The following is a 13,270-nucleotide window of genomic DNA, read 5'->3' on the forward strand; positions in this document are numbered from 1 at the left end:
CTGGTGTACCCTACGCCGGACAGCTTTATTTTGACCGGAGGATTACGTTACTCCTCCTTCTCAAAACCACCTCATATCCTCTTGCAGCATGCTTATTTACATACTTTTTATTTTAGGCTTTGTCTTTTTAATAAAAGGAGCTGATATACTTGTTGCGGGTTCCTCCTCCATAGCCAAGCGCTACAACATCTCTGATATGGTGGTGGGCCTCACCATTGTATCGTTCGGTACATCCTTGCCTGAGCTGATTATTAACATTATAGCCAGTATGGAAGGTAAATCGGAACTGGCCATTGGGAACATCTTCGGGAGCAATGTTGCGAACCTGCTGCTCATTTTAGGCATTACAGCTCTAATTTGCCCGCTTCCGATTAAAAGGAATACTGTTCTTACAGAAATCCCGTTCTCGCTCATTGCCACGCTGCTTGTGGGTTTCCTGGCTAACGCTGTGCTGTTTCAGGGTGACAAGTATTTGCACATTAGCCGCTCAGATGGTGCCCTGCTGCTCTTTTTCTTTGTCCTGTTTATGGCTTATATCTACAATATAGCTAAAACCAATAACGACCCCGAGCCAGATGAAGACACTGGACCGGTTATGTCTATACAAAAATCTATTTTGTATATTTTATTGGGAGTAGCAGGTTTATTTTTTGGGGGGCAATGGGTAGTGGATGGTGCCGTAGAAATAGCCAGGCTAGTTGGCATGAGCGAATCTTTAGTAGGACTTACGGTTGTGGCTATTGGTACATCGCTACCGGAGCTCGTAACCTCTGCCATGGCAGCCTTTCGCCGGAACATAGACATAGCCATAGGCAACGTTATTGGCTCCAACATCTTTAACCTGCTTTGGATATTAGGCATAAGCGCAGTTATAAATCCTCTTCCCTTCGATGTGGTGAGCAACGAAGATATAATGATGATGATCTTTGCCAGCACTCTGTTAATTGTAGCCATTCCGATTGGAAAGAAAAATGCCATTGACCGCTGGAATGGTATTTTGTTTCTGCTGGTCTACATCGCTTACATTGTATTTCTGGTACAACGGGGTTAAACCTATTACCTGTAATTTTTACAATTAATAACTACCCTTCCGGCAGCTCCACACTTGGCTTACCGGAAGGGTAGTTTGCTTTTTACACCTCTCTCTTCTGATCCTTCTCTCTCAAAACGCTCCAGACCTATTTCGACTACCAACTAAATCTATAAAGAACAATCACTCCTCCTTCCTCTGCTATAGGTTGCCCCTGCACGTACCGTCTAATCAAAAAATAAAGGGTACGTCATTTTGCAAATAAATTCTGGTCCAGCTTCAAATAATGTCTCTCAAGACAAAAAAACAAGCAGCAACAAAAGCGCCTAATCTTACTGAAAACAGCTTTTTTGTAAATTGACGTAGTATTGAAGTAGTTGTAAAGTAGCAAAGCAGTATACTAATAATCGTTAGTTATATTATTTCTCTATAGCTTGTCCTCCACATTAGTCTTAAAACCAAAAACAACTTATTTCTCAAATTAAAATAAATCAAAAGATGTTCTTTAATATGGTGAATATTAACTAACATTAGTTATAATTTTTATCCAGATACTATAGCTCCTTCTCAAGCATTTAGCTTTCTCTTACATAACAAGCTTATTAACTTTTAGAGATGATATGAAAAAATACTTTTACTTAGCAATCAATTGTGCAATTTCGGCGGCCGTCTGTTTGCCAGCTATTGCCCTTGCAGGGTCCAATTGGGCTTTGGCTCCCTCTATAAGCGCAAACCTGCCTGCTGCACCCGTATCAGGAACTATTACAGGGCCGGCCGGCGAGCCTCTTATTGGTGCCAGTGTAGGTTTAAAAGGCACCACAACCGGTACCACGACCGACCTGGATGGAACTTACTCCCTCACCATTCCCGATGAAGGAGGTACGCTTATCATTTCTTACCTGGGTTACCAGACCAAAGAAGTGCGCGTGGCACCGGGCCAGGGCACAGTGAATATAGTCTTAAGCCTGAATGCCAATTCGCTGGAAGAAGTAGTAGTGGTAGGCTATGGTGTGCAGAAGAAGAGCGTTGTAACAGGAGCAATCTCCAGTGTAAGCTCATCCGACCTTGAGAATATGCCCATCACCAGGGTGGAACAGGCGCTGCAGGGCAGGACGTCTGGCCTTACCATAACTCAAAATTCAGGTCAGCCGGGGGCAGCCTCTACCGTAAGGGTGCGTGGTACTACTACCATTAACAACAGCGATCCGCTTTATATAGTAGATGGTGTGCAGATAGGTGGTGGCATCGATTACCTGAGCCAGGCCGACATAGAGTCTATTGAAGTTCTAAAAGATGCTGCCTCTGCTGCTATTTACGGTGCACGTGCTGCTAATGGAGTAATTATAGTAACCACTAAAAAAGGCAAGAGCGGGCAAATGGCGGTGAACTATAATGGCTTTTTGGGGACCCAAGCTCCCTGGCGCAGACTCGATCTTTTAAATGCCCGTGAGTATGCTACGCTCTACAACGAAGCCAGTGCAGCAGGTGGTGGCCCTATCCGTTTTCAGAACCCGTCTGCTATAGGGCAGGGAACCGATTGGCAGGATGCCGTTTTCAGCAACAACTCTCCCATTCAAAACCATGAACTGAGCGTATCGGGAGGCAGCGATAAATCGACCTTCTATGCCTCCTTTGGCTACTGGAATCAGGAGGGTATTGTAGCACCCGACAACTCCAAATATGAGCGATTTACGGTGAGGCTGAATTCTTCACACAAAATAACCAAGGCTATTACCTTTGGCAACAATCTGGGCTACACCCGCACCTCCACCATTGGGGTAGAGCCAAACAGCGAATGGGGATCTCCGCTTAACCGCGCCATTAACATGGACCCTATTACCCCGGTTATCGAAACAGATCCCTCCCGCCTGAATGCACCTCCTTTTACAGATCAGCCGGTGGTGCGCGATGCAATGGGCCGTCCTTATGGTATTTCGCAATATGTATTTTCTGAAATTCTGAACCCGGTGGCAGCACTGGCCGTGGCACAGAACAAAGGCTGGTCCGATAAAATAGTAGGCAACGTGTTTGCGGAGATTGAACCTCTGGAAGGACTAAAATTACGCTCCAGCATGGGCGTAGATCTGGCCTTTTGGGGCGACCAGAGCTTTGCGCCAGTGTATTACCTGAGTGGCACTTTTAATAATACGCTCAACGACTATACCCGCAATGCCAACCGCGGTATGTTCTGGCTACTCGAAAACACCGCCTCCTATACCCGCTCCTTTGGGCTGCATAATTTAACGGTTCTGGCAGGTACCTCTGCACAGCGCAACTATGGCGAGCAACAGGGCGGTACCAAATCGGGCATACCGGCTACAAACTTAGAAGAGGCCTCCCTGGCCTTTCCGGTAGCCAACGAAAACCAGTTGTTTTCCGGCAGCGAATACCAGGAAACGCTGGCCTCACTTTTTGGCCGGGTTATTTATAATTACGACGAACGTTACCTCTTCACCGGCATTGTGCGCCGCGACGGCTCTTCCCGCTTTGGCTCTAACAACAAATACGGTGTTTTCCCTTCTGTCTCGGTAGGTTGGGTTGCCTCCCGCGAAAGCTTTTTCCCTGAGAACAACGCGGTGAACTTCCTGAAAATCCGTGGATCGTGGGGGGTGAACGGCAACAACCAGATTGGCGACTTTCGATACCTGCCTACAGTGAGTGGTGGCCGCTACTACACCCTGGGCTACGGCACCGATGCCAGGCTCATAAACGGTGTTAGCCCCAACGCGCTTTCTAACCCTGATCTGCGCTGGGAAGAAACCTCACAAGCCAACTTTGGTTTCGAGGCCACTCTGTTCCACGATTTTTACCTGACCTTCGACATTTACAACAAGAAAACCACAGGCATGTTGCTCGACATTGCCATTCCGTGGTACGCAGGCAACAATGGCCCGGTAGGCAATATTGCCGACATGGAGAACAGAGGCTACGAAGTAGAGCTCAGCTACGGCAAAACAATTGGAGACTTTAAGTTCGACATCAGTGGGAATGCGTCTTACCTGAAAAACGAAGTGACCTTTTTGGGCGAAGACAAGGAATTTCTGAACGGGCAGGTTTTTGGTCCATCGGGTGAGGTATTTACCCGCACCGAGGTAGGCCGTCCGGTAGGCTTCTTTTATGGCTTCCAGAACGATGGTATTTTCCAGAATGCAGAAGAAGTAGCCACCTATGTGAACGGTGAAGGACAGCAGCTCCAGCCCAATGCCCGCCCCGGAGATTTCAGGAGAGTAGACACCAACAACGATGGTGTAATCGACAACGACGACCGCACCATGATCGGCAACCCTACCCCCGACTGGACCTACGGCTTTACCTTCTCTGCCAAATGGAAAGGACTGGACATGGTGGTTTTCGGACAGGGTATAGCAGGCAACGATGTGTTTAAAGCCATTCGCCGTTACGACCTGCAAGGTGCTAACTGGACCACCGAAGCCCTTGGCCGCTGGACCGGAGAAGGCACCTCTAACACCTTCCCCAGGCTGGCCATAAACGACCCGAACCAGAACTTTAGCCGCAGCTCCGACTTTTATGTAGAAGATGGCTCTTACTTCAGGATCAAAATATTACAACTAGGTTATTCGCTGCCACAGGACCTGATTAGCAAAGCCGGCCTGAACAAAGTACGCTTCTATGTAACTGGCAACAACCTCTTCACCTTCACCAACTACACCGGCTTCGACCCAGAAATTGGTGGTGGCAGTTTTGGCGTAGACCGGGGAATATATCCGCAGGCCCGCTCTTATATGGTTGGTGTAAATCTTGGCTTTTAATCTCTAAACTGCTACACACATGAAACTGAAACATATTCTTTACCCCTCGCTGCTTGCCACCAGTTTAGCTTTTTTCAGCGCCTGCGACAAAGACTTTCTGGAACTGCAGCCAAGAGGCACCGAACTGGAAGATAACTTTTACAAAACAGAAGAACAGGTGTACCAGGGCCTGATAGCCGTATACGATGTAATGCAGTGGGGCACCAGCGGTGGCTACACCATGAAAATGCCACTACTTAGCGTAGCCTCAGACGAAGCCCATGCCGGTGGCTCCGATGCCTCCGACCAGCCAACCTGGGTACGTTGGGACAACTTCACCATCGATCCGTTTATTACTCCTTCGGTTGGGCTGTGGCAAAAAAACTTTTCAGGTGTTTACAGAGCCAACCTGCTGCTATCGAAGCTCGAAGGAGCCACTGGCCTTGACCCTGCCTTCAGCACGCGGGTAGCAGCCGAAGCCAAAGCCCTGAGAGCCTACTTTTACTTTGACCTGATGCGCTTTTTCGGCAATGTACCTCTCATTACAACAGCCATTCCGACCAGCGAACTCTATAGCCAGACACAATCTGCTCCTGCCGATGTATATGCACAGATCGAAAAGGACCTGACAGAAGCGCGGGTTGCCTTACCTTCTACGCTGCCTACCGCCGAGAAAGGCCGCCTAACAAAAGGGGCTGCCACCGCCATGTTGGGCAAAGTGATTTTGTACCAAAACAACAATGCGAGACTGGCAGAAGCGGCAGGCTTGTTCAACGAGGTCAACACCTCCGGGACTTACCAACTGCTGCAGAACTACGGCGATATCTTCGATCCGGCAAACAAATTCCATTTGGAGTCTATTCTGGAAATACCTCATTCTAACCTGGCCTCCTGGGGCGATTGGACTTGGGTGAACGGTGGAGAAGGTAACGTAGCGCCACAGTATGTAGGTCCTGATGGCTACAACGGACCTACTTTTGCCTCCGGTTGGGGATTTGCACCTATCTCACTAGACCTGGTAAACGCCATGCAAGGCGACCCACGATTTGAACACACCATTATAGATGGCAATGCCATGCGGGCAGCTGGTGCCACCTACAACGAGCGTTACCAGAACACCAATTACTTTATCCGGAAGTATGCGCCGCTTAAAGATTACCGCCATACAGGTGCCGGTAACCCGGAGCTGAACTGGCCTATAAACGAAATTGAGATACGCCTCGCCGACACCTATTTGCTGGAGGCGGAAGCGCTGGTACGTGGCGGTGGCGATGCAGGCAGAGCCAAAGACCTGCTCGATGCCGTTAGGAGCCGTGTAGGACTACCCTCTGTGCCTGCCTCCATCGAGAACATTTACCGGGAGCGCCAGCTAGAGCTTGCTACCGAAGGCCACCGTTTCTTCGACCTGATACGAACAGGCAGAGCCGCTGCTGTATTAGGGCCACTGGGCTTCCAGGCAAACAAGCACGAGGTACTGCCTATTCCGCAGCAGGAGATCGACATTACCAAAGGCACGCTTAAACAAAACCAAGGTTATTAAACAGCATCAATCCTATGAACTATAAAATACCAGTGCACCGAATCTGCTCCTACATGGCCTTTGCGTGGCTTATCGGTTTTGTAGCAGCCTGCTCTCCCAACGAGTCTGAGTACGAACTCGGTCCTGCACCAGGCTCCGACATGGTAAAAATAATAGCCACCCCGAGCAGCACCAATCCTAACATCATCCAGTTCCGCAACGAGACACCAGGCGCTTTTAAAGCCATCTGGGATCTGGGTAATGGCTCTACCGCCGAAGGGAACCAGGTAAACGGCTCCTATGCACTAGAAGGTGAATATACCGTTAAGCTCACCGTATTCACAAAAGATGGCTTTGCCTCCAACACCCAAACCGTGCGTATTGCCGAAACCAATTTTGCCATGCTCGACCGCCCCGATTATAATGCCCTGACAGGAGGAGCCAGTAATACAGCAGGCAAAACTTGGGTGTTCGACCCGGTAGGCCCAATGAACTTTGGAGGCCCGGCAGATGCGCCTTCTTCGTGGTGGAACCAGACGCTGGCCGACCAGAACGACTGCATGAAAGACGATAAATATGTGTTTCGGTTAGATGGTTTCCGATTTGAGAACCAGAGCGGAGGCGCCATGTGGGGCATACTGGATGGAGCCGAAAACCAATGCGTGCCACAACCTTCCACTCCTCCTGCCAGTGTATGGAGCCTTTACGAAGAAAACGGCAAAACCATGCTTTCACTTAGCAACAGCCAAACCATTGCCTGGGACGATAAAGAAGGCGTTTATGAAGTTATAGAGCTTACCGAAAATCGACTCCATATTCAGAAAACCTGCTGTGGCGGTAGCGGCGTTCGAAATTACGTACTCGTGCCGGAAGGCTTTACGCCACCTGTTGAGGTAATTGAGAAGCCTTATAAAATCGAAAATATGGATGACAACTTCGATGAGCCAGGCAATGTGGAGTGGAAAAAAGACGCGCTCACCTTAATGGAAAGCTACGATAACCCCGCGCCACTACCAATTAACACTTCGCCCAAAGTTGCCATGTATGTAAAACAGGAAGGGCAACCATTTGCCTTCGCAAACCTGTTCATAGACCTCGATTATAAAATGGACCTGCGCCAGCGCAACGTCTTCAAATTAAAAGTATTTATGCCAAGCTACAACGATTTTGTATCGGCGGCAGGTGAAGACTGGGCTATAAAAACCCTGCTGAAACAAGTATCGATGAAGCTGCAGGATGGCACCTCTTCGCAGCCCTGGGAAAACCAGGCCGAAGTAAAGCAAACCGTAACCGTACTCGATAAGTGGGTAGAACTCACCTTCGACTTCAGCCAACATGCCTCCCGCACCGACTTCGATCGGGTGTTGATTCAGATTGGCGGAGAAGGCAACTACATTCCAGGCATCTTCTTTATCGACGATTTCAGGTTGGAACCTTAAAACAGGAAATGCTTAGTGAGGGAGCAAGAGCCTCTCTCACTAAGTCCTCCTGCTGTTCTAATGGAGCAGCATAGCTCTACGCCCTTAGGTTAGAGAGGTCCAAATAAATTGGTTCCAACATTTATAGCAACTGCTGATTGCGGTGCCATAGGGCTTTACTGTTACATTGTAGAAGTCTTAGCGCTCAAGGCCGCGGGACCTCGTTCTCGGGCATCGCGCTGCTGCATCTTTCCTGCCCGCAAGCGGGCTGCCGCTCCCGCGGCACCGGAAACCTGCAAAGGCGCTCAACCCAAGAACTGGGATTTGTACTACGAGCCTTAGCTACAGCAAATTAGTTTGTTGAGATGAAGCATAAATTCAAACTGAATATCCTTAGTGCTTAACATTAATAAATAATTGCTTATTGCCCTTACGGCTGCAACAGGGCGGACACCTTTGCCATGTGCACCTACTGACGATTTTTTGTCTGAGCGTTCAGCGAGTTCAAAATCGTCTTGATTTTTTTGGTTCTTTTTGTATCAAGACAAAAAGAACAAGAAAGCCAGCTATGCAATAGCTTCAGCCTGATGAATTGTTAAGCAGCAACTATGCGAACTTGAACCAAACCGCAAGTAGCTATTGCTAAAGGATCTCACCCACAAAATCCTTCCAGGATGACAAAAGCAGGATAGCAGTGGAAGAAGAGATAAATAACCGTCGGCTATCGCACAATTAAATTATTCTAATGAAAAAGGCTTTCCAGCGGAATTTCAGCAAAAAACAACCGAGGCCTACACCACACGAACAGAGCCCAAAAGCTAAGACACATGATTTCTGATACTAACCTGATCCCTAAAATGCCACTAGCCCTCCTGATAAAGTGCTGGGTGTTCCTGTTGTGCACTGGCTGCTCCGGCTCCGAAACGCCCAGACCCGTTATTACAGCACCCAAACCGCCACAAGACCTGAACTGGAAATTTGAGACCACGCCTGTTTGGGCCGATGAGTTCACCTACAACGGCTTACCCGACCCAAATAAATGGGATTACGACATTGGTGGCAGTGGCTGGGGCAACAACGAACTGCAGTACTACACCAACAGCGCCAGCAACGCCAGCATAGCCGATGGCAAGCTCACCATTACGGCCCGGAAAGAGAGCAAAGATGGCAAAGACTACACCTCTGCCAGACTGGTTACCCGCAACAAAGGCGACTTTTTGTATGGCCGTTTCGAAATAAAAGCCAAACTCCCCACCGGCAAAGGCACCTGGCCCGCCATCTGGATGCTTCCCACCGACTGGGCCTACGGGAACTGGCCAAAGTCCGGCGAAATTGATATTATGGAACACGTGGGCTACGACCAGAACAAAGTACACATGAGCGTGCACACCGAGGCCTACCACCACAGCATCGGCACCCAGAAAACAGCTACCAAGGTTATTCCCACGGCCAGTACCGACTTTCACATCTACCGCCTCGATTGGACACCCTATGCCGTGCGTGGCTACATGGATGATTTGCTGGTGTTCGAATTCCGAAACGAGGGCAAAGGCTACAGCGTGTGGCCCTTCGATAAGCGCTTTCACTTGCTGCTCAACATTGCCGTGGGTGGCGATTGGGGTGGCGCACAAGGCGTAGACCCCGACATTTACCCGCAAACCATGGAAGTAGACTATGTGCGGGTGTATAAAATGGTAGAGAAATAATCATTCCCTGAAAATCCAGACGCAGCTTTAAACAAAATCACAACTGCACTTGACATCCTGCGGCACCAACCTTTGCTGGTGTCCCGGCACTCTTATGGCCAAAAAAGCAGTTAGCTCCAACACCAAAATTTAAAAATCATGACACTAAAGAACGTAGCCTTTACTGCACTACTTTTCTCTCTAACTCTAACAGCTTGTCAAGCCCAGCGAAAAACACAATCAGTAGCTACCAAGCGGGCAACAGCAGCCTATGTGGCTCCCACAGCTTCAGAAATTGAGCAGAAAGTAGATGCACTACTCCGCCAGATGACTCTCGAAGAAAAAGTGGGCCAGATGGCGCAGATTACTTTAGATGTTATCGGGAAAGGCGAAAACCGCTATTCCAGTTTCGAACCACTCTCTCTCGACAAAGCAGAACTAAAAAAGGCACTCGTAGACTATAAAATCGGCTCTGTACTAAACACGGCCAATAACCGCGCACTCACGCCGCAGAAGTGGTACCAGGTCATTTCTGAAATTCAGGAAGTGGCGATGAAGGGAACGCGACTGAAAATACCGGTAATTTACGGAGTAGATGAAATTCATGGGGCTACCTACACCGCCGGCGCTACCATGTTTCCGCAGCAGATCGGCCAGGCTGCCAGCCGCAACCGGGCTTTAGTAAGACGCGGAGCCGAGATTACAGCTTACGAAACCCGCGCCAGCTCCATCCCCTGGACCTTCTCCCCGGTGCTCGACCTTGGCTCTGATCCGCGATTCCCGCGCCAGTTTGAATCGTTTGGTGAAGACCCTTACCTGGCAGCAGAGTTGGGTGTGGCGATGATAAAAGGTTACGAAGGAGAGAAAAACGACATTGGCCAGCCGGAGCATGTGGCCTCTAACATGAAGCACTTCCTCGGTTACCAGGTTCCGACATCCGGCAAAGACCGAACGCCCACTTACCTGTCGGAGGAGGCGCTGCGGGAGTACCATTTACCATCTTTTAAAGCAGCTGTAGCCGCTGGTTCCCATACCCTGATGGTAAATTCAGGCATCATAAACGGCGTACCCGTGCACGCTAACCACGACCTGCTCACCAAACTACTGAAGGAGGAGCTGGGCTTTAAAGGACTGGTTGTAACCGATTGGGCAGACATAGAGAACCTTCACCGCCGCGACAGAATTGCCACCTCCGATAAAGAAGCCATTATGCTGGCCATTAACGCCGGCGTAGACATGTCTATGATTCCGTACCAGTACGAGCCTTTTTGCCAGGGGCTGGTGGAGCTGGTAAAAGAAGGCAAGGTAAAGCAGGAACGTGTGGACGATGCCGTACGCCGGATTCTGCGGGTAAAGTTCGCGCTTAACCTCTTCGAGAAACCCACTACCAATCCAAAAGATTACCCCAAGTTTGGAAGCAAAGAGTTTGAAGAGGCTGCTTACCAGATGGCGGCCGAGTCTGTTACCCTGCTCAAGAACGAGCAGCAAACCTTGCCGCTGCAGAAGAACAGCAAAGTATTCGTTACCGGCCCTAATGCCAACAACATGCGCACCCTCAATGGCGCCTGGACCTACTCCTGGCAAGGCGACAAAGTAGATGAGTTTGCCGAAAAATACAACACCATTCTGGAGGCCGTGCAGCAGAAAATCGGAGCCGGCAACGTAACCTATGTGCCCGGCGTGAGCTACAAACAAGGCGGCAAATACTACGAAGAAGCAGCCGACCAACTCGACGAAGCTGTAGCGGCTGCCCGTAACGCAGACGTTATCCTTCTTTGCTTCGGCGAAAACACCTCCACCGAAAAACCCGGCGACCTGAACGACCTTTACCTGTCGGAGTTGCAGACGGAGCTGGCGCGCAAAATGGCTGCCACGGGCAAACCGGTGGTGCTGGTGCTAAGCGAAGGCCGGCCGCGCATTATCAGCAAAATTGAGCAGCAGATGCGGGCCATTGTGCAGCTATACCAGCCTGGTAATTTCGGAGGCAATGCCGCAGCCGACGTACTTTTTGGCGATGTCAACCCATCAGGAAAGCTACCCTACACTTACCCCCGCTATCCCAACGCCACCATCTCTTACATCCACAAAAGCTCCGAGGAGCAGACCAAAGCCGAAGGTGTGTACAACTACGAAGCCGATTTTAACCCACAGTTTCCTTTTGGCCACGGCCTTAGCTACACTACCTTCCGGTACAGCAACCTACAGATGAACAAGCAGCAGCTCCGGAAAAACGAGCAGCTAACCGTTACCGTGGAGGTTAGCAACACAGGCAAAGTAGCAGGCAAAGAAACCGTGCACCTCTACACCTCCGACCTCTACGCCTCCGACATCACTCCTGATGTGAAAAGGCTGCGCCGCTTCGAGAAGATAGACCTGCAGCCCGGTCAGAGCCAGACCCTTACCTTCACCCTCACCCCTGATGACCTTGCTTATACCAACCGGCACGGCAAAAAAGTAGTGGAGGCAGGTGAGTTTGAAATCCGGATTGGCGAACTGGTGAAGAAATTTACTTTAACAGAATAGCAACAGCAAGTTCAATAGTTTAATCAGGTAGCCTTATGAATTATTCTAATAGAATTGCCCTTCCGAAGCCATTTTACGCTTTTGCCCTTCTAGGGTACCTATGTCTTGGCTGTACCTCAGGTCTTCCAACCGGTTCGGCTGGCTCAGCAGCTACAACCCCTGCAACGGCCCAGCCACCCACGGCACCTACACCCGAAGCATTTTCTAAACTGGTTTGGAGCGATGAGTTCGATAGCCCCTCTCTCGACACCACCAAATGGGAAATGGAAGTAGGCGACAAGTGGCACAACAACGAACTACAAGCCTACACCAACAGTGCCGCTAATGCCTTCACAAAAGATGGCTTATTGGTGATAGAAGCAAAAAAAGAGCAGTTACGGGAGGCAGGCTACACCTCTGCCCGCCTCCGCACCAAAGGCAAAGGCGACTGGCAGTTTGGCAAAATAGAGGTAAGAGCCAAGCTACCATCAGGCCAAGGCATATGGCCCGCCATCTGGATGATGCCCACCGACGATGTGTATGGTGGCTGGCCCAAAAGCGGCGAACTGGACATTATGGAACTCCGCGGTAAAACTCCAAACCAGGTACTCGGCACCATCCACTACGGCACCACCTGGCCCGGCAATAAAAATATCAGCGGCGAATTTGACCTGCCCACCGGCACCTTCAGCGACGACTTCCACATCTTTTCCATTACCTGGAGCAAAGATCTGATCAGGTGGTATGTAGATGGGCAGCAGTTTTATGAAGTAACACCTGCCACCATTGCCCCGGAGCATTACCCGTACAACAGCCGTTTCTACCTGATTCTGAACCTGGCAGTAGGCGGCGACTTTGGCGGCAACCCCGACAGCACCACCACCTTCCCACAGCAAATGCTCGTGGATTATGCCCGCGTTTATAAACTGCCGGAGGAGGATTCTTAATAAAACATCAAACTGCTAAAGAAGCTTCAACTATGGCCTTAGCTAAGTGGGAAATTACCACCATTGCTACAGCGCAAAAACCTTTGCCAGGTGCACTTAATGAGCCGGCACTGTTCGAGCGTTCAGCGAGTGGGGGTAGGGGCCCTCGATTTGGCGGGTCTTGATTTTTTTGGTTCTTTTTGTATCAAGACAAAAAGAACAAGAAATTCAGCAATAAAACAATTGACTACAGCTAACACCTTAGCAGCAGCTATGCGAACTTAGACTACAAAGCCAGTAGTTAGTGCTGCTGCCTCTCGCCCACAAGATCCTTTCAGGATGACAAGAAGCGGTGCTATGTATGAAATTTTGGCCCTATCTTCTACCACACGAACAAATTATCCTAATAAAAACAGCCTTAGGAAACTTCGAAGGCTGTTT

At 49.7% G+C, this 13,270-nt stretch carries 7 protein-coding genes; all 7 read left to right on the top strand.

Translation table 11 applies throughout. From position 1 onward, the window contains the following. Window positions 1-88 precede the first annotated feature (88 nt). Window positions 89-1,051, top strand: a complete 963-nt coding sequence (locus tag ACMA1I_RS17970; RefSeq protein ID WP_337069816.1) for a calcium/sodium antiporter — start codon at window positions 89-91, stop codon at window positions 1,049-1,051. A gap of 599 nt (window positions 1,052-1,650) precedes the next feature. After that, window positions 1,651-4,800 carry a TonB-dependent receptor gene (locus ACMA1I_RS17975; RefSeq protein WP_337069817.1) on the top strand — a complete coding sequence of 1,050 codons (3,150 nt, stop codon included), beginning with the start codon at window positions 1,651-1,653 and terminating at the stop codon, window positions 4,798-4,800. A gap of 19 nt (window positions 4,801-4,819) precedes the next feature. Further along, window positions 4,820-6,319: a RagB/SusD family nutrient uptake outer membrane protein gene (locus ACMA1I_RS17980; protein ID WP_337069818.1), complete on the top strand. Its 1,500-nt coding sequence runs from the start codon at window positions 4,820-4,822 to the stop codon at window positions 6,317-6,319. A gap of 14 nt (window positions 6,320-6,333) precedes the next feature. Continuing rightward, window positions 6,334-7,737: a PKD domain-containing protein gene (locus ACMA1I_RS17985; protein WP_337069819.1), complete on the top strand. Its 1,404-nt coding sequence runs from the start codon at window positions 6,334-6,336 to the stop codon at window positions 7,735-7,737. Window positions 7,738-8,543: 806 nt separating this feature from the next. Then, window positions 8,544-9,422 (top strand): glycoside hydrolase family 16 protein, encoded by an 879-nt coding sequence (locus ACMA1I_RS17990; protein WP_337069820.1) that lies wholly within the window; start codon window positions 8,544-8,546, stop codon window positions 9,420-9,422. A gap of 138 nt (window positions 9,423-9,560) precedes the next feature. After that, complete coding sequence (locus ACMA1I_RS17995; RefSeq protein ID WP_337069821.1) at window positions 9,561-11,924, top strand: glycoside hydrolase family 3 N-terminal domain-containing protein; 2,364 nt, start codon at window positions 9,561-9,563, stop codon at window positions 11,922-11,924. A 35-nt stretch (window positions 11,925-11,959) separates the two neighbouring features. Next, window positions 11,960-12,850, top strand: coding sequence for a glycoside hydrolase family 16 protein (locus tag ACMA1I_RS18000; RefSeq protein ID WP_337069822.1), 891 nt, complete (start codon window positions 11,960-11,962; stop codon window positions 12,848-12,850). Window positions 12,851-13,270 lie beyond the last annotated feature (420 nt).

The organism is Pontibacter sp. 13R65 (assembly GCF_047525655.1).
Classification (GTDB): Bacteria; Bacteroidota; Bacteroidia; order Cytophagales; family Hymenobacteraceae; genus Pontibacter.

What these genes read in the sequence shown, in the direction of transcription:
- ACMA1I_RS17970 (WP_337069816.1), top strand. Translation starts at nt 89, where the DNA reads ATGCTTATTTACATACTTTTTATTTTAGGCTTTGTCTTTTTAATAAAA.
- ACMA1I_RS17975 (WP_337069817.1), top strand. Translation starts at nt 1,651, where the DNA reads ATGAAAAAATACTTTTACTTAGCAATCAATTGTGCAATTTCGGCGGCC.
- ACMA1I_RS17980 (WP_337069818.1), top strand. Translation starts at nt 4,820, where the DNA reads ATGAAACTGAAACATATTCTTTACCCCTCGCTGCTTGCCACCAGTTTA.
- ACMA1I_RS17985 (WP_337069819.1), top strand. Translation starts at nt 6,334, where the DNA reads ATGAACTATAAAATACCAGTGCACCGAATCTGCTCCTACATGGCCTTT.
- ACMA1I_RS17990 (WP_337069820.1), top strand. Translation starts at nt 8,544, where the DNA reads ATGATTTCTGATACTAACCTGATCCCTAAAATGCCACTAGCCCTCCTG.
- ACMA1I_RS17995 (WP_337069821.1), top strand. Translation starts at nt 9,561, where the DNA reads ATGACACTAAAGAACGTAGCCTTTACTGCACTACTTTTCTCTCTAACT.
- ACMA1I_RS18000 (WP_337069822.1), top strand. Translation starts at nt 11,960, where the DNA reads ATGAATTATTCTAATAGAATTGCCCTTCCGAAGCCATTTTACGCTTTT.